The sequence below is a fragment of the Paenibacillus sp. JNUCC 34 genome (assembly GCF_058269055.1).
This window is the reverse complement of the sequence record NZ_CM177770.1, coordinates 2,734,697-2,756,998: the sequence shown is the minus strand read 5'-3', so window position 1 is coordinate 2,756,998 and position 22,302 is coordinate 2,734,697. Positions and strand designations below refer to the sequence as shown.

Annotated in this window: 19 protein-coding genes; 2 read left to right on the top strand and 17 right to left on the bottom strand. The window is 41.5% G+C overall.

The window, feature by feature from the left end; genetic code table 11:
- Positions 1-196: 196 nt before the first annotated feature.
- The 11 genes from AC2TF5_RS13030 to AC2TF5_RS12980 form a co-directional block, all read right to left on the bottom strand.
- Positions 197-1,444 (bottom strand): sensor histidine kinase, encoded by a 1,248-nt coding sequence (locus tag AC2TF5_RS13030; RefSeq protein ID WP_491302556.1) that lies wholly within the window; start codon positions 1,442-1,444, stop codon positions 197-199.
- Positions 1,445-1,455: 11 nt separating this feature from the next.
- Positions 1,456-2,127, bottom strand: a complete 672-nt coding sequence (locus AC2TF5_RS13025) for a response regulator transcription factor (RefSeq protein WP_491302555.1) — start codon at positions 2,125-2,127, stop codon at positions 1,456-1,458.
- Positions 2,128-2,195: 68 nt separating this feature from the next.
- Complete coding sequence (locus AC2TF5_RS13020) at positions 2,196-3,359, bottom strand: ABC transporter permease (RefSeq protein ID WP_491302554.1); 1,164 nt, start codon at positions 3,357-3,359, stop codon at positions 2,196-2,198.
- On the bottom strand, positions 3,307-4,044 hold the full coding sequence (locus AC2TF5_RS13015) for an ABC transporter ATP-binding protein (RefSeq protein ID WP_491302553.1): 738 nt from the start codon (positions 4,042-4,044) through the stop codon (positions 3,307-3,309). Before AC2TF5_RS13015 ends, AC2TF5_RS13020 begins: the two co-directional genes overlap by 53 nt.
- A complete protein-coding gene (locus AC2TF5_RS13010; protein WP_491302552.1) occupies positions 4,044-5,306 on the bottom strand; it encodes an efflux RND transporter periplasmic adaptor subunit in 1,263 nt (420 codons plus the stop codon). Before AC2TF5_RS13010 ends, AC2TF5_RS13015 begins: the two co-directional genes overlap by 1 nt.
- A 20-nt stretch (positions 5,307-5,326) precedes the next feature.
- A complete protein-coding gene (locus tag AC2TF5_RS13005) occupies positions 5,327-5,548 on the bottom strand; it encodes a hypothetical protein (protein WP_491302551.1) in 222 nt (73 codons plus the stop codon).
- Between the two features lie 294 nt (positions 5,549-5,842).
- Positions 5,843-6,775, bottom strand: a complete 933-nt coding sequence (locus AC2TF5_RS13000) for a YobF C-terminal domain-containing protein (RefSeq protein ID WP_491302550.1) — start codon at positions 6,773-6,775, stop codon at positions 5,843-5,845.
- A gap of 182 nt (positions 6,776-6,957) precedes the next feature.
- Positions 6,958-7,827: a methyl-accepting chemotaxis protein gene (locus AC2TF5_RS12995; RefSeq protein WP_491302549.1), complete on the bottom strand. Its 870-nt coding sequence runs from the start codon at positions 7,825-7,827 to the stop codon at positions 6,958-6,960.
- A 17-nt stretch (positions 7,828-7,844) separates the two neighbouring features.
- Positions 7,845-9,299 carry a benzaldehyde dehydrogenase gene (yfmT, locus tag AC2TF5_RS12990; RefSeq protein ID WP_491302548.1) on the bottom strand — a complete coding sequence of 485 codons (1,455 nt, stop codon included), beginning with the start codon at positions 9,297-9,299 and terminating at the stop codon, positions 7,845-7,847.
- 174 nt (positions 9,300-9,473) lie between these two features.
- Complete coding sequence (locus AC2TF5_RS12985) at positions 9,474-9,863, bottom strand: iron chaperone (protein WP_491302547.1); 390 nt, start codon at positions 9,861-9,863, stop codon at positions 9,474-9,476.
- 35 nt (positions 9,864-9,898) lie between these two features.
- On the bottom strand, positions 9,899-10,552 hold the full coding sequence (locus AC2TF5_RS12980; protein ID WP_491302882.1) for a M48 family metallopeptidase: 654 nt from the start codon (positions 10,550-10,552) through the stop codon (positions 9,899-9,901).
- 271 nt (positions 10,553-10,823) lie between these two features.
- On the opposite strand from AC2TF5_RS12980, the gene AC2TF5_RS12975 reads away from it, so the two are divergent.
- Positions 10,824-11,696, top strand: coding sequence for a YitT family protein (locus AC2TF5_RS12975; RefSeq protein WP_491302546.1), 873 nt, complete (start codon positions 10,824-10,826; stop codon positions 11,694-11,696).
- A 199-nt stretch (positions 11,697-11,895) separates the two neighbouring features.
- Here AC2TF5_RS12975 and AC2TF5_RS12970 read toward each other — a convergent pair whose 3' ends face one another.
- Complete coding sequence (locus AC2TF5_RS12970) at positions 11,896-12,549, bottom strand: DUF1232 domain-containing protein (protein WP_491302545.1); 654 nt, start codon at positions 12,547-12,549, stop codon at positions 11,896-11,898.
- A 323-nt stretch (positions 12,550-12,872) separates the two neighbouring features.
- On the opposite strand from AC2TF5_RS12970, the gene AC2TF5_RS12965 reads away from it, so the two are divergent.
- Positions 12,873-13,118, top strand: coding sequence for a DUF3973 domain-containing protein (locus tag AC2TF5_RS12965; RefSeq protein ID WP_491302544.1), 246 nt, complete (start codon positions 12,873-12,875; stop codon positions 13,116-13,118).
- Between the two features lie 147 nt (positions 13,119-13,265).
- Here AC2TF5_RS12965 and AC2TF5_RS12960 read toward each other — a convergent pair whose 3' ends face one another.
- The 5 genes from AC2TF5_RS12960 to AC2TF5_RS12940 all read right to left on the bottom strand — a co-directional run bounded on the left by AC2TF5_RS12960 (position 13,266) and on the right by AC2TF5_RS12940 (position 22,212).
- The gene (locus AC2TF5_RS12960) at positions 13,266-14,765 is read right to left on the bottom strand and encodes a malate:quinone oxidoreductase (RefSeq protein WP_491302543.1); all 1,500 of its coding nucleotides are present in this window, start codon (positions 14,763-14,765) and stop codon (positions 13,266-13,268) included.
- A gap of 419 nt (positions 14,766-15,184) precedes the next feature.
- Positions 15,185-17,308, bottom strand: coding sequence for a serine hydrolase domain-containing protein (locus AC2TF5_RS12955; RefSeq protein ID WP_491302542.1), 2,124 nt, complete (start codon positions 17,306-17,308; stop codon positions 15,185-15,187).
- Positions 17,309-17,530: 222 nt separating this feature from the next.
- Complete coding sequence (locus AC2TF5_RS12950; RefSeq protein WP_491302541.1) at positions 17,531-19,618, bottom strand: serine hydrolase domain-containing protein; 2,088 nt, start codon at positions 19,616-19,618, stop codon at positions 17,531-17,533.
- A gap of 35 nt (positions 19,619-19,653) precedes the next feature.
- Positions 19,654-21,108: an alpha/beta hydrolase family protein gene (locus AC2TF5_RS12945; protein ID WP_491302540.1), complete on the bottom strand. Its 1,455-nt coding sequence runs from the start codon at positions 21,106-21,108 to the stop codon at positions 19,654-19,656.
- A 129-nt stretch (positions 21,109-21,237) separates the two neighbouring features.
- On the bottom strand, positions 21,238-22,212 hold the full coding sequence (locus tag AC2TF5_RS12940; protein WP_491302539.1) for an alpha/beta hydrolase: 975 nt from the start codon (positions 22,210-22,212) through the stop codon (positions 21,238-21,240).
- Between the last annotated feature and the right edge of the window lie 90 nt (positions 22,213-22,302).

Below are 22,302 nucleotides of genomic sequence, written 5' to 3'. Positions count from 1 at the left end.
TGAATAACGGCGTTATCCGTTTTTTCGTTACGTTATCAGTAAGTGTAGCTTGGATGGTGCTACGCATTCCGCAACATTTGAAAAAGGGCTAAGTCAAATATTTGACTTAGCCCTTTTTCATGTTACAATCGCTTTCACACGTTTCCCAAAGTAACAATTGATAAGAAATTTATGGTCTACACGGTCCCAATTTTCTTTATAGCTTTTGATTCTTTGGAAAAATAATTTCAAAACATGTTCCCACTCCAACCTTGCTTTGTACTTTTACTTTGCCATGATGTTTGTCAATAATCCAATTTGCGATAGCTAGCCCAAGACCAACTCCCGCTTCTTCAGTCCGGGATTTATCCACTTGAAAAAATCGATCAAATATTTTGGATATATTATCTTCCTCAATACCAATGCCATTATCCTGTACTTTTATTAATACGGAATTAGAGGTCTGGGAACAAGAAATCAAAATTTTTCCTCCCTCTTTCGTATACTTTATAGCATTATCTAATAAAATGACCATTAATTGATGAATTCTCTCCTTGTCTCCGATAAGAAAGACAGAAGATTGGGCATCTAATACAAGTTCTTTTTCTTGATATAAAGCTATTTCTGAGTAATGTTCGATTAATTCATTCAACAAATGACTTAATGAAAACTCTTTCTTTTCCATTTCTAGCTGATCTGAATCAGAACGCGCCAAAGTAAGCAAATTGGCAACCAGCTTTGACAATCGTCGCCCCTCTTTTGATATGACAGATATATCTATTGCCTTATCTTGTATAGTAGAAGTCGGGGAACGCCACAATAGATCTGTCTTAGTCTGGATAACAGCTAAAGGTGTTCTTAATTCGTGAGAAGCGTCTGACACAAACTGCTGCTGCTTTTGCCATGCTTTTTTAATTGGAACGAGCGCCCTTTCAGCCAAAAAGAATCCCGCACCAATCGCACACATACTTCCAATACTGGAACCGATAACTAAAATTAATAACAATGTCTGAAGCATGTCTTTCTCGGAAGTAATGTTTCTTGCAAATTGCGCCGTTATTACCCCAAAATTTGGATGGTGAACCTTTTTTGCAATTGTTCTAAAGTGGTACCCTTCTGCTTCTGTGTCTAGAAGCATTCCTAACTCTTTAGGGCGAAATTTTGATTCATTGTCGGCAAAAATTGTTCCATCCTCATTTAAAGTAATCAGTTCATTTTTTTCATTCCATATTATTAAAGAAATACGGGAATCTCTAGGTCCACTCGACAATCCATCCGGCCGTATAAGGGACCTACGTTGCCCTGACCCAACTACACGTTCTACCGCCTCAAGCAAGTCATTGTTTACATCCCGATACAAACGCGATTGAGCATACGAATAAATAACGGCTGTAAAAACTCCAATTAATATGATGAAGACTAATGAATTTAAAATAGTGAGTTTAATACGGGTTCGTTGAAACATCCCATTCTCTCCTACTGTTCCGTCAAAATATATCCGATACCGCGTACCGTTTGGATGTCTTTATGATACCCGAACGGTTCCATTTTTTTGCGCAGATGATGGACAAATACTTCTACTATGCCGATTGTTGTATCGGAGTCGAATCCCCATACTCGATCGTAAAGTTGTTCTTTCGTCAAAATGGCACCTTTGTTTTGAATCATATATTCCAGCATTTCATACTGTTTTAACGTTAATTTTATAGGATGGCCATCCATTAAAATGGCTTTTTCTTTTCCAAATAGTTCAATCCCTCGATATTGAATCGTTTGATTTGTCGTCAGACTGCCGCTTCTTCTCAATAACGCCCGAATACGCGCTTGTAGTTCTTGTGCTTGAAAAGGCTTGGTCAGGTAATCATCTCCTCCAGAGTCCAATCCTCTGACCCGATCTTCTAATGAATCTTTAGCAGTCAAAAACAAAACAGGGGTCTCAATATGTCCTCCGCGTATCCTTTGTATGACCTCAAATCCATCCATTTCCGGAAGCATAACATCAAGGACAATCAAATCATATATATTTTGCATGGCCATAAATAGCCCTTCTTCTCCATTGTCTGCGCAATCCACTTCAAATTCTTCAGATAAAATTTGATCAATAGACTGCAGCAAGGATACATTATCTTCTACTACTAATATACGCATCGTGTGTCACTCCTTTCTTACATAGTAACAAAACAAAGCGTTCGCATTACACGATCGCTTTGTTTGTTCTATTCATATCGAAGCGCTTGAATCGGATCAAGCTTAGACGCTTTATTCGCCGGAAATACACCGAATACAACTCCAACTAATAAAGAGAAACCAAATGATAACAGCATAACAGATATGGAATATGCTATTGTTGTACCCGTGGCTAAAGTAAATATTTGAGCACTGATTACCCCAATTCCTACTCCAATGATTCCACCGAATGAACTTAATATAATTGCTTCAATAAGGAATTGAAGCAGTATGTTTCCACGCTTTGCTCCAATTGCTTTTCTAATACCAATTTCCTTGGTCCGTTCTGAAACGGATACAAGCATAATGTTCATTATACCAATCCCACCAACGATAAGAGAAATTGCTGCACTTCCGCCTAACATTAATGTCATGGTTTCATTGACAGATGATGCAGTTTCCATTAAATCCTTTGGACTTGATACACTATAACTATCCGCACTACCTACAATTGAATTCATCGTTCTTTCAATTCGACTTGATACGAAATTATTCACATCTTCATTTTCTACCTTCACATATGTTGTCCCAATATTAGTAGTAGAAGCTAAACGTTGGCCTGTGCTAAGAGGAACAATAATCATATTATCTCCGCTTGTTCCTAATGAACTTCCAACTGATTCAAGAACCCCAACAACTTTATAGGATGTTCCATTCACCTTTACATATTCTCCCACCGGATCACCCAGTCCGAATAATGTTTGGGCAGTGTCTGAACCAAGTACTGCAATTTTTGAATGATTATCATGATCCAAGTCAGCAATGAAGCGTCCTGATTGTAGCTGTAAATCACGGACATCTAAGTAGGAAGAAGTTGTTCCAATCATTGACACTTGCACGTTATTTCTTCCGTTTTTAACCGCCACTCTTCCTGACACTGTTGGTGCAATTTCTTTAATACCACTGATAGCTTGAATCTGTTCTGCGTCCTTTTCTTTAAATGTAACATCCGAACCCGTAACTGTTATAGTTAATACATTTGTACCCAGGCTGCCAATTTGCTCTTGTACTTCTTTTGTTGATCCTTGTCCTATCGCAACCATGACTATAACAGAGGATACACCGATAATAATCCCCAGCATCGTTAGGAGTGCTCTTATTTTATTTGCTTTGATGCTTTTCAGTGCCATTCTGAGCGTCTGCAAACCATTCACCTCCATTCTCATAGAGTTGTCCATCGTGAATACGAACAACACGGTTTGCTTTTTTAGCAACATCTAAATCATGCGTAATGAGAATAATAGTATGCCCCTGCTCATTTAATGAATTCATAATCTCTAAAATTTCTTTACTTGTTTTACTATCTAGTGCACCAGTTGGTTCATCTGCTAGTAAAATAGGAGGATGCCCTGCCAACGCGCGCGCAATTGCAACACGTTGCTGCTGACCACCAGACAATTGAGAAGGCAAATGATTCGCTCTATCTACCAATCCTACTTTTTCTAATGCTTCTAATGCAGTTTCTCTTCGTTTCGCCGCTTTAATTCCTCGGTAAATGAGTGGAAGTTCGACATTCTCAACTGCTGTTAGCTTCGATATAAGATTGAAGTTTTGAAAAATAAAACCTATTTTTTCGTTTCGAATGGTCGCAAGTTGGGCGCTCTTCATTTTCCCTATTTCCTTATTATCTAATAAGAATTGACCTGAATCCGGTCGATCTAAACATCCAATCATGTTCATAAATGTTGATTTTCCGGAGCCCGATGGGCCTATGATAGATATAAAATCGCCCTTTTGAATATCGATAGAAACATTTTGAAGAGCCAATACTGTTTCGCCGCCAAGTTCATACACTTTCTGCATGTTTTTAATTTGAATAATCGGCTCATGAATAGTCATTAGTTCCCACCTCGTCCACCTGATGGAGCACTGCCGCCTGATGGAGCACCGCCTCCATTTCTTCCTCCAAAGTCGCCACTAGGGAAGCTTCCACCACTTGGGCCTCCACCACTTGGGAAGCCACCACCTTGCATCATCATTCCTCCTCGAGAAGAATTACCACTAGATTGTACTATCGGTATTTGAATTGACTCTCCTACAGTTAACCCGCTTGTTATTTCTACAAACGTATCATTTGAAATACCAGTTTCTACTGTTACTTTTTTTGTAGATTGTGTGGAATCGTCAGAAGTTGCAGGAACTAGTACATATTTTTCATCTTTGCTTTTATACACGGCTTCTACTGGAACATATAGTGCGTCTTCTTTACTCTCTATTGTGATACTTGCTTCTGTTGACATACCAATTTTTAAGCTTTTTGGTTCCGTGATTTTTACAGTAACGTCAAATGTAGAAACTCCATTTGATGATGTTCCTTCTTCTGCTACTTTCGTTACTTTCCCTTCGAATGTTTCATCTTCAAATGCACTTGCTGTTATTTTTACCGACTGCCCTACTTGTACTTTTGTAATATCTAATTCATCAACACTAATGGTTGTTTGCAATGAGCTGTAATTTGTTATGTGTGCAACTGTCTCCGAAATTTGTACAGAATCACCGCTTGCAACAGAAAGGCTAGTGATTGTCCCAGCAACTGAAGCTTTTAAGATACTTCCATCTGTAAAGGTTACAAGTGTTGCGCCTGCTTTTACAACATCTCCTTCCTTTACGCTAACAGTATCCGCTGTCAAGCTATTTCCACCAGTACTTCCGCCGTTTAAGCTATCTGCAACATTATTGTCTCCTCTTGTTACTGGTGAAATGATTCCATCTTCATCTTCGATACGAAGAAGGACTGTTCCTCGTGAAGCACCGCTGCCGCTTTTCACATTAATTGCTGTGATTTCTCCATTATATGGAGCCGTAACAACAACACCATTCTTAAACGTTACAAGTGTTTCACCTTTATCTACTGTATCTCCAGATACTACATTTACGCTATCTACAACAAGAATTGTATTATCTGCTGTTACATCTTGATCTGTAATTGCTGTAACCGAACCTGAACCACTAACGGTTACCTCTAATTTTCCTTTTTGTACTGTTGTTGTTTGTGCTACATCCGCAACACTTTGAGCTTGATTTTTTTTACCCAATAATAACCAGCCACTTACTCCTCCTATTACAACAACAATTACTGAAATAATAATCCATTTTTTCAAATTTCTATCTCCTTTTATCATTAATTTTGACCTGACTGATCTTGATCTGGCTGGTTTTGCCCCGGCTGGAATTGTCCATTACCCGGGAACATCTGACCGTCCCCTCTTGATCTCATGTCTGAAAAGTTGGGGCTTGTACTTTGTTTATAGGCTATATATCCAACCCCAATGGCTGCACAAGTACTTATCACCAGATTTACAATGAGTAAAGTTTTTATTAGATTTTGTTTGGACTGTTCCATTTTTATTCCTCCATCTATAAATGTTAATAGGCCCATTATGAATTTCGTTCCTTAACTTTTCCTTAAATTTTCAACCCTACATGTGATATTATTGTTTGGGGGCACTGAAAAAGTCCCTATAGTTAAGATAAACGAAGGCTTCCTCAATGAGATTGAGGAAGCCTTCGCTTTTTTTCATGTATGTTATTTGTATTCATAACCCTTTCACAAGAGGATTACTATTTTCAAAGTGTCCTTCTTGTGGCTCACAGTTCAATTCAACGAAAGAGCGAGTTTTTTTAAAAACAAACTGAATTAACTTTCACAAATTACTCGACGGAATTTTTCTTCCATCTCAGCTAACTCATGCATGGCATCGGCGAGAGCCTGAAAATTTTTCTCCACAATCAGAGTGTGACAACGTCCGAATTGCTTTGCCTGCTTCTCTTTGATCGCAGCTAGTTCAGGAGCATTCTTGATGAAAAATTCAGCATAATCCATAGCTCTCCTCGCCCCTAGTTGGAAAGCAAAATAAGAGAAATGAGCAATTTCCGCTGGCATGAGCCCTTCTTCTTCCTTGATCCGTTTTACTACACGCAAGATCGCTTCTTTTCCATATAACACTTCGGAGTTAGGAGCAGCTGATGCACTTGTTTGATAGATTTCTCGAAAGTAACAAACCGCATTCGCAAATATCTCATTCTCTGACGGACTGTCCTTACGTTTAGGAGCTGCCCAATAATGATAAGAGAAGACTCGATCAATGATGCTTTCAGCTTTCCACGCTAACACAAACTCCGATAATGGCAAGCTTACAAAAGGGAATCCTGCGGGATCATGTAGATATATCGCATTGTCATCAATCTTATAAGCGAGTACAAAATGATCGGAACCACCCAAATACGCTGCGTTTGGATTATAAGTCAGATGCCCCATATCAAGGGGGCCGAGCAAAACAGGTCCACACTTCAAATCACGCCGTAATTCTTCTAAAGGCGGCTCACCCTCTACATCACCTGATATCTCCTTCCATTCATAGCCAAGAAGTTCGAGCGCATGGCTAACACCCCGATCTGGAATCACTTCTCCGAAAAAGAGCAACTTTGGCTGCTCGATCCATGTCGCCCCGATCCCTACGCCAGAGAGGACTTCGAGTAATGCAGGTGACACCTTCTCACCAATCGTCTCCAAAAGCATGGATAAAGAGTTTGCATAGCAATACGCGCCATTTCCAATGTAAGATAACATGTATTTTCCCTCTTTCTAAAATATAATTGCTTTCATGTTATAGACTTCGGCGCGCCTCTTTTTCTGACAATTCATAAGTGGTAACAACAAAAAAAGAAGAAATACATGATAGCTGTATTTCTTCTTCCAATTCCTATTGGTCAATAGACAAGACTAATGTATAAGAGGAGAATTCTGATTTCCTATTGCCCGTTTTCTTTAGAAAAAAGTGTTTCTTCAGCAACCTGCGCTAATTCCTCTGCTTTAATACTAATCTCCTGGATCGTTGCAGTGAATTCCTGAATCGCCCCTGACTGGCTATCGGTTAGAGTGTGAATATCAGAAAAGGCATGATTTAACCCCAGCAAAAGTTCCTGAATATTCTTAGTGATGCCATTTATCTGGTCCACATTCTCTTTGGAGCTCGTCGCTAGCTTCCGGATCTCATCGGCAACGACGGAGAAGCCTCTGCCTACTTCCCCTGCTCTTGCCGCTTCGATGGCAGCATTAAGCCCTAACATGTTACTCTGATCCGAAATCCCCTTAACAGCAGTGGAAATCTTACCGATCTGCTGCGCACTGGAGCTAACGTCCTTCATTTGGTTTGTTACTTCGGTCACACGGTCCGTAAGGTGAGAAACGGATTGGCTGATATCTTCAATGGACGCAGTTGTCTGTTCGACAATAGCAGAAAAGCTCTCGGCCATCTCAAAAAGCTTATTCGCTTTCTCGAGGCTTGTACCCATACCTACACCACCGATAACCCTGCCCTGCTCGTCATGCAGCGGTATCGCGCGTGCAGCAAGCGGAAAACCAAACAGCTCTTTCGGAACGACAGCCGATAAAGCTGTATTATTCCTAATCGCATTTGTCACAATATCCCCTTCCATAAGGGGGTCCCCCGGGCTGACATTCAGCGAGAAGGTATTGCCCGGAATGTTGATGATCAGCTTCTCCGTGTCATAAATGCCAACTGTGATATCATCATTAGTGAGACTTTTCAGCAGTGGAGCTACCCTTACAAAAGCTCTGATCAACTCATGCTGTGTTTGCCCTTCAGTCACGTTATTCATGCTTTCTCCCCCAGCCCTTAGTACGGGAATCTCCTTTGTCCGTAGTTAACCGAAATCCACTTCATCGTGGTAAACTCATCCAGGCTCCATTGCCCATTCAAACGGCCCAAGCCGGACTGCTTCTCACCGCCAAAAGCTACAATCGGCTCGTCGTTAATCGTGACATCGTTCACATGGATCATACCAGTGTGGACCTTCTTCGCTATTTCTACACCACGCTCAAGATTGGAGGTGTGAATTGCCCCGCTAAGACCAAAACGCGTATCGTTGGCAATTTCAATCGCTTCCTCTTCCGTTTCGAACGGAATGATACACACAACCGGGCCGAACAACTCCTCTTGAGCTACAACCATATCCGGTTTGACATTTACGAGGACTGTAGGCTCTACCATTCTACCGGTAATCTTACCTTGCACCAGGGGGACAGCGCCCTGCTCAATGCCCTGCGCAATCAGCTTCTGTAGTGTCTCTGCCTGACGGTTGTTGATGACGGGTCCAATGATGGTTTGCGGATCACTCGGATCACCAGTTGTAAGCGTTGAGACCTTCTCTTTGTATTTATCTACAAAATCCTGATAGATCGACTTCTGTACAAGAATCCGGTTGGCTGACATACAGATCTGCCCTTGATGCGTGAATCTGCTGAATGTTGCCGCTTGCACCGCGTAGTCGATATCCGCATCTTCCAAGATAATGAACGCGCTGTTCCCGCCGAGCTCCAGTAGCGGCTTTTTGAAGTTCTTAACTGCCAGTTGGCCAATATAGCTTCCGACCTTAGTCGAACCCGTGAAGGAAATGATTCTCGGAATCGGATGCTCGACGAATGCATCGCCAATCTCTTTAATATCTGTCACCACTACATTCAATAGGCCCTTCGGTACACCCGCTTCTTCGAAAATCTTGCCGATCAGAGTTCCACCTGTAATCGGTGAATCCTCATGCGGCTTCAGCACCACGCCATTTCCGGCACCCAGTGCTGGAGCAACCGATTTCATGGACAAGAAGAAAGGGAAGTTAAACGGACTGATAACACCAACCACGCCGGCTGGCATCCGGTATAGCCTGTTCTCCTTACCATCCTCAGTAGAAGGCAAAATCTTACCCTCCATTCGAAGCGGGAAGGTAGCCGCTTCCTTAATTATATTTTTCACAAGACCGATCTCAAATGCTGCTTTCAGACGCGTACCACCCAGTTCCCGAACAATAATGGACGTAATCTCTTCCTCATTCGCCTCTATATATTTAACAGCATTCTCAAGGATGTCGCGTTTTTTGTAAGGATTAACTTTGTCCCATTCCAGCTTCGCTTTATAGGCAGCTTGGTAAGCATCATCAATGTCTGCAACGCTACCTATTTGAAACGTGGTGATAACTTCATCATTATATGGATTGATGTCAGGCAGCGTTTTACCGCTCTTGCCCTCTCTCCATTCTCCACCAATAAATTGTTTTCCTAACTTTGAGTATTCCATATTGTCCCTCCCATGGTAGATAAATTCCTATCAATATGTATATCGGCAAAATACCGATGGTTGTTAAGTCAGATTTTTCAATGACCTTTTCTTCTCCATTTTCACTTCTCCCAGTAAACAGAAATTAAAAAAGAAGGCAGAGGAGCTGCCTTCCTTACAAGGATCATCATTTCATTATTTCTTCTTTGACGATTTCCGTTCCGATTTGGCGATATTCTCAGCCACTCTAAACTTCACAATCTTGGTTATTAGTTCGTACGGGATGGGCTTGCCTAAGGGAAATTGTATCGTTCCTTTGCCTGCGATATAAGGAGCCAATTCTTGCTCGAACTGCCCAATCCCGCTAGGCGCTGGATAGAAGCCGATATGATGCTTGAACGCTGCAAAATGCACTACATTGCCGTGCTGCGCAAACGTCGGCATTTGATAGCTGATCTTCTCCGTCGCCTCGGGCGCGGCCTCTCGGATGACCTGCCGGATCGACTCTAGTATCTCCTGAATGTCCGGTGGAAAGGTTGAAATATAATGATCGATCGATTCATATGCCGTTTTGTTCCCGTCCATAGAAGCGCCTCCTCTTCTCATCGTTCTCTAAAGTATTACAACGTCATGGCTTGTCCATACCTCGCGAGGAACGCTTCCTTCGCTTTGTAATCCGGCATCACGCTTCCGACGCGCCGCCAGAAGGATCGATCATGATTCATGTGCAAGAGATGACAGAGCTCATGAATGACCACGTAGTCAATGACCTCAATGGGCGCCATCGCGAGACGGTAATTGAAGGTGAGATGCTTAGCCGAACTGCAGCTGCCCCACTTCGTTCGGGACTCCTCGATTATGAAGGATTTCGGTGTGACTTTCAGCTGCTTTTGATAGATTTTGATGCGTTCCCCGATCACCTTCTTACAGCTTGCGAAGTAGAACTTCTTCAGATCACGTTGAAGCTCTTCTTTCGTTCGCCCATTCGTCTCGATTAACTCATGAAGCGAATAGTATTGGCCAAGATGAAGGAACTTGCCTTCCTCTTCGTATTCTCTGATCTTTGGAGCCGTGCGAGCTGCCTCAATCGCCTGCAATTGCTTCAAAATCTTACTCCCATGCTGCCTCACGGCGTTCATCACCTCATCATCACCTGTATGATTCGGCGCCTTCACTGTAACCAGTCCCGAAGGGTCGATATGGATCGAGAGCTTTTTGCGTGGGCCGTATTCCACATGAAATTCTATTTGTTGTTGTCCTAGTTCAATTTTCATCATCAACATCGTTTCTATAAGGTTTTATCTCATTCTCTAATGTATTCGCCCTGGTCATGGTAACTATCGTTCCCCGTAAGTTTAACAGACTCTAGTGAATGTGCAATACAAATAACGCTAATTTCAGTTGCGTCCATAAATAGCTGTACTGCCTATTAATTCACTTCTGTCGCTATAATATTTGTCATAGTCTGGAATTACGATAAAAAAGATAATTTATACCGATAACATTTTTTTATAACTAAAAGAGTGAGAAAAGAAGGCCCAGATCATGAATCAAAATCAATACTTACCGTTTACAAGTAATCCGATTAAAACTGTGCTCAAACCATTGCAGGAGGTTGGAGTAATTCTCTTCTCCTCCCTGCTTGTGGCGGCTGGTCTCAACTTGTTCCTGATTCCCCATCAGCTTTTATCCGGCGGGGTTGCGGGGGTTGCTTCCATCATTGGTTATATAACCGGGTGGAATATTTCCATCGTTTATTTTTTGCTTAATGTCCCTCTTATCTTCTGGGGATGGAAGGCGGTCGGACGAAGATATATCGTCCTTAGCTGCGTCTCGGTCGTCAGCACCACTTGGTTTATCGCAATGATTCCCGTCATCCAGGTAACCAAAGACCCTATTCTGGCCGCCGTATTCGGCGGCATCATCTCGGCGGCGGGCATCGGCTTTTCACTGCGAGTCGGCGGCTCTACCGGTGGGTTCGATATCCTCGGCTCCATCGTAACGCGCAAACGGGACGTTCCGATGGGTAACATCCTGTTCCTCATGAACGGCATAGTGATTTTGGCGCTTGGCTTTTTCCAGAGCTGGGACCTGGCGCTTTACTCCATGCTGTCTACGTTTGTGAAGGGAAAAGTGGTCGACATGATTCATGTCGGGCATATCAAGGTCACCTGCTTCATCATAACAAAGCAAAAAGATCAGATGCTTAGTCAGCTGCGCAAACTGCACCATGGAATAACGTGCATCCATACGGAGGGCGGGTACAGCGAGCAAGAAAACTACACGCTTATGACGGTAACCACCCGTTATGAACTGGCGGCCGTCCGAAAAACGGTAGTCCAAACCGACCCTCACGCTTTTATGAATGTAGTACAGTCCACGGAAATTGTCGGACGATTTGCGAGACCGAAGCTTTAGCGGCTTCCATTACCGTAGGTTCGTTGAGAATCAACATCTTAACTCAATTGCGTTAATCATATCGGATGGGCCTGTGTCACTGATATTTTGCACATGCCCAAAGAGTGTGGCCAGCCTTGAAAATCCTTCTTCCGTTACGCTACCAAGACGCATATTCATCTCTTGAATGGTAAATCGGACTTTTAGCAGGTAAGTTACACTATGCAGGATGGTTAATTTGTAAAAGTCGATGTAGCACAAGTTGTACAGCAATAGCATCGTCTAAATAACCGATTGGAAATAAATAATCAGGGATAATATCGGCGGATAAAATGAAATATAAGAGCCCACTCCCCAGTACAACACGTTCGTTAGTAGGAGTATTCTCATGGCAATATTTTTCATACATTTGTTTCAACTGTTCAATAAATGGGCCTGCACTATTTACTTTTTCGACTTTTGAGCAAAAATCATCATATATCATCTGACTTCCCTCGGCTGTCTGTGCATACTGTTCATACTTCGTTAATTCCTGCTTAACACGATCTGTAGTATATTGTTGATCAAATAAATAGGATGATCCAAGGAATTCTTGAATAGTGTCAACGGAGTAATGAATATCTCTAGGAGGATCACCTTCTGATTCCATAACATCAAAAGAAGCGTTAACTAATTTCTCTAATGGAATATGCAAGTGGTTAGCAAATTGTTTTAAGTGATTCAGTTTTGCTGGTTGTTTGCCATTAACAATTCGAGAAATCGTTGCTGTATCGATTCCTGTTAGTACGCTAAGTTTACGCATCGAAAGCGAATGTTTCTTCAACAATGACTTTACTAAAAATCCGACATTTGAATCCCTTGACATCGAGCTCAACCCTTCCTAAGTGATTTAAAATTGAGTTATTATCAACATATGTAAGGAGCATGCTTCATGCTCATCATTCTCAATACAAATTCTAATTCCTCATATGATTCGGTATCGCATCGATTTTAGTGGTTGGATAACGATGGATGGAAGTCGAATGAAATATACGTTGCAATTTTATCAATACGATCTCAATGGACCTGCACTCCTCTCAACATTTTTCATATGCTGATTTCAAAATAGGTTAGGTGGTGGAGATTTTAAAACTGTTTGACTGATAACGACGCTCGGAAACGTGTTTTGAATATCTTCATAAGAAGAGGTGAATATGTATGTACTATTGCATCATTTGTTCACGAATACACAATGTAAGAGATAACCATGGAAAGGTTTTTGAGAAAGGGTTATATATAGATCCAGGGACTGGAGTAAGGATTCATTTAGGTATGTGCGATATATCTGATGAAGTATATAGAGGAACACAAGATAATAAACAAAAAACAATCGATAATGATTACTTACAATTGAAAACCATTAACAATTGGTTACCCGTTTATGATTATATTAATGAAAATTAACGGAGTTGGTATCGTACCAAGCTAAGCGGAATAAGATCGGTAATTTTTCTGTATTTTCCTAATTTAATCAAAAAAAAGAAAAAGAAGAGCTGCGAAGTATCGCGGCTCTTTTCATTCTCCATCTCTGTTTTTTCAATCATTACCTTTTCAACTATAGGCCAGTTCTTTTTCGCTTAGACCAAGCGTCTGCGCTGTTGAAGTATGAATTTTTTGGAAAAGCTCTGGGTTTTCCACTAGTGACATGCCATAAGAAGGAATCATTTCTTTTATTTTCGGTTCCCACTCTTTCATATGTTGTGGGAAGCATTTTTCTAATACCTCAAGCATAACGTGAACGGCAGTAGAAGCACCCGGAGAAGCACCAAGCAATGCAGCTACCGAGCCATCAGCAGCACTAACAACTTCTGTACCAAATTGAAGTGTTCCTTTACCGGCATCCGTATCTTTGATAACTTGCACACGCTGGCCCGCTACCACAATATCCCAGTCCTCACTTTTAGCGTTCGGAATAAACTCACGTAATTCTTCCATACGCTTTTCATTCGATAGCAACACTTGTTGGATCAGGTATTTTGTCAATGCCATCTCTTTTACGCCTGCTGCCAACATCGTGAAGACATTATTCGGTTTTACGGAACCTATCAAGTCAAAATACGAACCTGTTTTTAAGAACTTTGGTGAAAAGCCGGCAAACGGTCCAAACAGCAATGATTTTTGATTATCGATATATCTTGTATCCAGATGCGGAACAGACATGGGAGGAGCTCCGACCTTAGCTTTACCGTACACTTTTGCATGATGCTGCGCTACAACTTCCGGATTGTTACATACCAAAAATAGCCCGCTTACCGGGAACCCACCAATATGTTTTGACTCAGGAATACCGGTTTTTTGCAGTAAAGGCAGACTTCCGCCTCCACCACCGATAAAGACGAATTTTGCAGTATGGTACTCGATTTTACCGCTATTAATATCATGCACTTTCACTTCCCACGAGCCGTCGCTAGTACGTTTCATATTCTTAACACTATGCTTGTAGTTGATCTCAACGTTTTTACTCTTTAAGTGGTCAAATAACATTCGCGTTAAAGCGCCAAAGTTAACATCCGTCCCAGAATCGATTTTTGTTGCCGCTATCGGATCATTCGATGTACGGCCTTCCATGATAAGTGGAATCCATTCCTCCAGCTTGTTAGGGTCATCGGAAAATTCCATCCCTTGAAACAGGGGATTGTTTGACAGCGCTTCAAAACGTTTTTTCAAATACGTTACATTATTTTCCCCTTGCACTAAACTCATATGAGGTATTGGCATGATAAAGTCCTGGGGATTACGAATCAGATTGCTATTTACAAGATAAGACCAGAACTGTCTTGAAAGCTGAAACTGCTCATTCACTTTTACAGCTTTGCTAATATCTACGGATCCATCCGATTTTTCAGCTGTATAGTTAAGTTCGCATAGTGCAGCATGTCCTGTACCGGCATTATTCCATTCGTTAGAGCTTTCTTCTCCCGCGTTTGCGAGTTTCTCAAACACTTTGATTTCCCATTCAGGTGCTAACTCTTTCAGTAAGGATCCCAATGTTGCGCTCATGACTCCGGCACCAATTAAGATAACGTCTGTTTTCTTCTGCATGTTGCTCATGATAACCTTCCTTATCGCGTATATTTGAAAAAAAGAGTAGGCGCTCCTGCTTAGCATTAAAAAGCAAGGCGTCCCTAGAAACACACCTTTTCTGTGTCAATTGTCACCATATTATAGTCTATTATAAATATTTATAGATTAAAATATCTACTATTATCTAATCATTATAAACTATTTAAAGCTGGTAACAAGTGAGAAGATCATCCACAAAGCTCATAGAACACACAACAACCATGGCCTTAACTTGCTTCTTGTAAGGGTTAGAACTTATATTTATAAACAAAAAAAGCCGTCATATTGAACAAATTATCCAGAATTGCTACCAGCCTTGTAGCTTAGAGAAAATATTTACACAAAAAAATACTGTCCTATAAGGTCAGTAATGACATTATAGGACAGCCTCGTAGACTAGCTCGTATTTACTTTTCCAATGAAATAGCAAACTTCGAACCGACCTCACCTGCAAATACGATCCTACCGTTCTCCGGTAATACGACCTGATTCTTACCGCTGACCACGCTGTGATTAATACAAATTCCGTTCTGATCATAGACAGCAAAGGCTCCATTTGCAGGCAAATTCACTGTCATGACTTTTCCTTTCGCAGTAGCGGGTACCGAAAACCATTTGGCATATCCATCTGCTTGAATGGTTGTTGCGAATCGTTTACCCGAATAGATTGGTTTCACCATTTCCTCACTGGCGTATACAAAACCTGAAAATGTAAGATACTCTCCTCCGTTCTTTTTGGAGAAATGAATGTCCATCGTATCTCGTCCGGCAGTACCCGGAATCTGCAATTGATTGGCTGCTTCGTTGGCTCCAATAATTTTATTATTGGACATATACCCTGGATTCTCTTTATTGATATGAATAGGCAGGATCGATGTAGCATTAAGATAGAGCATTGATGTGTATTTCTCATTCACCAGATAATATTTTTTACCATCGCGCTTTGCCCATGCAGCGTTAATCTCCTTGGGTAATGTATTGGCTTTGAGCTTCTCCGCATTATATTCTGAGAAAGCCACCTGTCCGAGTCCTGGAATGGAGATATAAGATCGAGACCACAGGTAGGTATTCCCATTTTTCTCCACAACGAATTTCAACTTTTCTGTACCATCATCACTCACAAAAGTACCATCTGATGTATAGGTGTATTCTTGAACCGGATTACTTGGAGCCGTGAGATAGGAGACCGTCATTTGTCCAGCCTTATTTATTTTGATCTTCGTAACTAAATTATTGCCACCATATATCCCTGCAAACTTGGAGATTTCTTTAGGCATATCAGCCTTCACAGGTACACCAAATGATTTTTCCGGTTTCCGTTCTTTAATAATGCCCTTTTCTTCAAGTGCGCTAAGTAATAACTCACTCGCAACGAATTGATTGGTTATGCTTGCTCCGCCTGAAGAGATCACGGCTGCAGCCATGTTGTATTCCGGAAGTACGACGAGTGAAGATTGATAAGATAACGTAGCTCCAACTTTCATAACAGCCTGAATGCCGTATTCGTTGAATGGGAACAAGTTCACACTATCCCACCCCAACCCGTAAGACATCAGCGTATCGCTATCCTCTTGCCACATGCCTCTTTTATATTCTTCCTGCGCCATAGCTTTTACAGACTTACTGGAAAGAATGCCATTGACCTCTCCCGTGAAGATTCGTGAAAATTTCACCAGATCTTCAGCGGTGGAATACAGACCTCCAGTACCGAGGACATTATAATTCTCTTTTGGAAGTTGTCCCTCATAAAAAGGGGAATAGATTCCCGCCATTTCTGCCGGATTAACCACATCCTGTGGTGTTTTGGTATGGTTCATATCCAAAGGCTCCGTGAAATACTTGTGTATAAATGCGGTATAGTCGAGGCCGCTCACTCTTTCAACCAGAATCTCGGCTAACGTAAAGCCATCGTTGCTGTAGACCGAGTATGCACCGGGATCTGCCTTCAGGTTTTGATCCGCCAATTGATCGAGAAACGTATCATGTGAATACGTGTCATTATCTCCGTACAATGTGGCACTGCTGGTTGAGGTGCCCAGAAGACCAGAGGAATGATTCAGCAACATACGGGGTGTAATCTGTTTGTATCGGTTATCTTTCATTGTAAAATCAGGCATATAGTTCACTACAGGCACATCCAAATCGATCTTGCCTTCGTCAACCAGCTTCATTACAGCGGCTGTAACCATCATTTTACTGGTTGAACCAATGCCATAGATCGTGTTCGTAGTAAGAGGTACCTTGTCGTTTAGATCGTTCTTCCCCGTTTGACCGGACACCGTAATCTCTCCACCATCAATGAGCGCATATTGCAGACTCGTCGTACCGTACGTTTCAGTCAGTAATTTGGCTTTTTCGATTACGGTTTTCTTTGTTGTCTCATACGTAAGGTTAATGCTGTTATTCATGGCAGCCGGTGCGGCCATTGCAGATAGCGGGGCTAACATGGTTAACACTAGCGTTAAAGCTGCAATTGAAGTTCGTTTTTTGACTGTTCTCTTGACTACGTTTATTTTCTCTTGTTGTATCATTTGCATCTTCTCCTGTCATTATCTCTTTTTTAGAGCATCTTTCTTGGTGCTAAAATAATCTTAACGAATATAGATGTACTCTTCGTGACGGCTATATGAACTGAATATGAACAGGCAAATTCTTTTTTTGCGTACATGATGATTCATGATACTTGATTCGTCCTTTTTTTCTCCATAAAAATATCCCCTTTATGAGAAACTTAAAGGGGATAAAAATTTCGCTTATTTTAATGAAATTTCAAATGTGGAATCAACGTCACCAGCAAATACAATGCGTCCGTTTTCCGGTAAAACAACCTCATTCTTACCGCTGACCACGGTGTGATTAATACATACACCATTCTGATCATATACGGCAAAGGCGCCATTTGAAGGCAGTTTAACGGTCATGAGTTTTCCATTCACCGTTGCTGGCACCGAAAACCATTTGGCATAACCATCTGCTTGAATCGTTGTTACAGATTGTTTACCCGAATAGAGTGATTGTACTATTTCCTCACTGGCGTACACACTACCTAGAGCTGTAATGTACTCCACTCCGTTCTTTTCAGCGAAATAAATTTCCTTTGAATCCCGTCCTGCCATACCAGGGATTTGCAGATCCGTGACTGCTTCGTTGGCTCCAATAATCTTACTATTGGTCATATACCCTGGGGTCTCTTCATTCATATGGAAAGAAAGGATTGGTGATGAATGGAGATATACAGTTGATGAATACTTCTGATTCACCACGTAGTATCTCTTACCTTCACGCTGCTCCCATGAGGCGGTAATATCCTGGGATAATTCATTGGCTTCCAGCTTCTCCGCCGTATATTCGGAGAACGCCAACTGTCCCAGTCCCGGCAAGGAAATATAAGATCGAGACCACAGATACGTCCTTCCATTCTGTTCCGTAACGAATTTCAGCTTTTCTGTGCCTTTATCGTTAACAAACGTACCATCTGAAGTATATGTGTATGTTTGAGCTGGGTTATTTGGAGCTGTTAGCGCGGATACAGTCATTTTTCCAGCATTAATTTCAACCTTCTTAACCGAATTATTGGCGCCATATATACCTGCATATGTGGCATTTTCTTTAGGCATATCTGCCTTCACTGGCACGCCAAAAGATTTTTCCGGCTTTCGTTCCGTAATAATACCCTTTTCCTCAAGTGCGCTAAGTAATAATTCACTTGCAATGAACTGATCTCTGGCACTCGTTCCCCCTGATGAGGTAACGGCCGCAGCCAGATTATATTCCGGCAGTACGATTAGAGATGAGTGATACGATATCGTATCTCCACCTTTCGTCACGGCCTTGATGCCATATTCACTGAATGGGTACAAATTCACACTATCCCACCCTAGCCCGTAAGAGATGGACGTGTCGCTATCCTCCGGCCACATACCTCTTTTATATTCTTCTTGCGCCATGGCTTCTACCGACTTACTGGATAGAATGCCATCGACTTCTCCTGTGAAGATTTGTGAAAATTTCACAAGATCCTCAGCGGTGGAATAGATGCCTCCAGTAGCGATGATATTATAATTCTCTTGTGGAAGCTGATCCTTAACCAATGGAGAATATATCCCCGCCATTGCTGCTGGGTCAACGACATCCTGTGGTGTTTTAGTATGTTTCATGTCCAGAGGTTCCGTAAAATAGTGGTGTATAAAAGCTGTAAAGCCCATGCCGCTCACTCTCTCAACTAAAATCTCGGCCAATGTAAAACTGTCGTTACTATACACCGAGTATGCGCCAGGATCAGCCTTCAGGTGTTGATTCGCCAATTGCTCCAGAAACGTGTCATGTGAATACGTATCGTTATCCCCGTATAATGTGGCATTGCTTCCGGTGCTGCCTAACAGACCGGAGGAATGATTCAACAACATACGTGGTGTGATTTGTGTGTAGCGGTTATCTTTCATTTTAAAATCAGGTAAATAGGTCACTACAGGCAGATCCAAATCTACCTTTCCCTCGCCAACCAGCTTCATCACAGCGGCTGTAAGCACCATTTTGCTAGTTGATCCTATACCATAGATCGTATTTGAAGTAAGCGGTACCTTATCCTCTAGATCGTTCTTGCCTGTCTGACCGGACACTACGATCTCTCCGTCATCCATTAATGCATATTGCACACTAGTTGTACCATACGTCTCGGTAAGGATCTTCGCCTTCTCCGCTACTATTTTCTTGGTTGGTTCATACGTCAGATCACTGTTGTTACTCGTAGCTGGTGCGGCCATGACTGACATTGGAGCTAACATCGTTAATACCAGAGTTAAGGCAGTAATTGAAGTACACTTCCCCTTGTGTCGTCTCATTCACATCATCTCCTAAGTTTGAATGATTTGGCTGATTAGAGTTCTTCCGAATCTATAAATTTCACCTCTGGATAGTTGTCGTTCGGCCCCTGAATCAGGTTTCCACCCGTTCCTTTCAATTGCTTGTTAAAGAAATCGAGTACATATTGATTTACGATACTTGACCCTCTTTTACCATTGATGTCTCCTGTGATCCCTGACAGCTTAATCAGCTCCGAATAGAATTGAAGATCCGTGAAATTGAAGTGTTGGGTTCCTTCTATATAAATCACATTTCCCCCATGTTCGATAACATTTTTCATAATGTGCAGCTCATCTGAAAGAAATTTATTGACTTCGTCATCCGAATTTCTATCATTTTCAAAATTGACTAACCAGTCTTTAAAACTTCCCGATCTGATGAACATAAACGGCTTGTTGATATCATCTCTATTTTCTACTTCATTCAGTGACCCGTCCATATTAACCCCGGCCTTGATTCTATGATCCAAATACGTTGCATTAAACGCCGTTGCACCCCCAAAAGAATGCCCCATCGCGCCGACGTTATTTAAATCCATTTTCCCTTTGAATTGACTTTCAATTGCACCTGAATTCAGCTTTTCAATTTGATTGATTACAAACTCCACGTCTTTTGTCCATATCTCCCCAATTTCTCTACGGTCATCTATGGTAGTCATCTTTGTTGTATATCCCGTTACACGTCCATCAGGAAAAAGGGTAGCAAAGGTGCTGTACGTATGATCGATCGTCACTATGATAAACCCATGACTAGCCAGATTCTCCGCCTGTGATGCTTGTAGAACTCTACTGGTTCCCATACCATGAGATAGCAGTACCACGGGATAAGGAGTTGCAGAAGGTAATATTTCTACATTTTCATAAGAGTTGGTTTGACTATACTTCCAGTAATTGAGCACAAATTCAGGCAGCTTTAAAGAAGCAGAGAAGCTCTGAATATATTTTTTGAACATTTCTTTATTATTTGGAAACAGCGTGTCACGCTTATTGTTATTGCTGTTTTCAGTAGGGTACCAGACTTGGACCATTAACTCCCTCTTATCACTTTGATCTTCAGTTAAGACTTCATCTCTGTTCTCATCTGTAAAATGAAATGTTTGAGTCCCCACCTTCTCTGGTCCATCCGGCTTTGGCAGATCAAAGACAGGTAAGTATACAGACAAGAGAGTAGAAGCAACAAGTAGAATGACGATCAGGGAAGATAAACTATACTTCAACAGCTTCCCTATTTTTAGATTAATCATCTTGTCGGAATGCCTGAATAAAACGATGAATATGAATAGCGCCGTCATGATATATACCACAAGTAACTGCCATCGGTATCCCTCAACCAACAATTGAACTACGAGTATAACGCTACTTCCTATACCTACACCCAAGCCTGTTTTCTTTGCACTTCTTTTCATAAACAGTAGGTCTGCGAGTAAAGCAAAACAGGATAGAACTAACAGTACTTCAAATAATCTCACTTGTATTTCCTCTCTTTCATCAAGGACATCATCCGAATTGAATTTACTATGGAAAAACCGCCCCGCAGGACGGTTTCTCATATTCGTAATGCACATCTGTTAAGTCACGAGAAGGCTTCTACAGGATATTTATTTCGCTTCGGCCATAAAAGCTCTAACGTCTTCAGCAATTTTTTTGAATTGAGTATGGTGTAAATAATGTGAACCATCCATTGTAACTACTTTCCCATGTACTGAGTCTTTGATCTGTCCTTCATGTAATGGGATCCATCCTTCTACCCCTTCATTATTCGCTTGTACAAAGAGAAGAAGTGGAAGATCTTTAGGAAAGCTTAAACCTTGAGCACCTTTAAAATTGGAATAAATATGATCCATCTCGTTTAATGACGTGGGATTATACATGTTTTTATTCGAGATCATTTTCATCTGCTCAACCGTCTGTTCATCGAATGCAAGTCCCTCATAGGGGTCTGCACCCACTTTCATCATTAATCTTAAGAGACCTGTATTTCTGAGAAAAGCAAACGTTTTTAATGGGAACTTCGCATCTGTAATACTTGGTTGGGTAGAAACGCTGCTATCAATACCGACAAAAGCAGTTACCTCATCCGGATATTTATTCACATAATCAATGCCGTAAATGCCTGCAATGGAGTGACCCATGAGCATGTACTGATGAATATCAAGTTGTTGCAGAGCTTCATGAATTTCACTTACGATATTCTCTGTGGTTCTTTCTTTTTCAGTTTCATCACTTAATCCATAACCGAATGGCTCAACAGCAACAACTTTGTAATATGGTGATAATTGATCAATAAGCAACTTGAAATCAAGCGCTGGTGTTGCGGTTCCATAACCAGGCAGAAGCACAATCGTTTCCTTGCCATCGCCTTGAATTAACACATTCATATTTTTTCCGTCCACAGACACGTGTTGACCGTACGGCACGGTTTTTGCTTGATCCGATTTTGTTGCGAATATATTCACGATAAATATAATGGCTAGAAAAAGCACGATGGCAGCGGCTATAGCTCCTAAGGTTTTGAGTAAAATGCGCAGCGGCTTACGCATCCTTTTTTTCGTTACCTCTTCTTTTGGTTTCATGTTCATCTTCTCCTGTCCCTCATCTCTATATTGGGCTGCCTTGAATAAGAAGCCGTTAAAAGAAGCTTATACGATGAAGATGTACTCCTC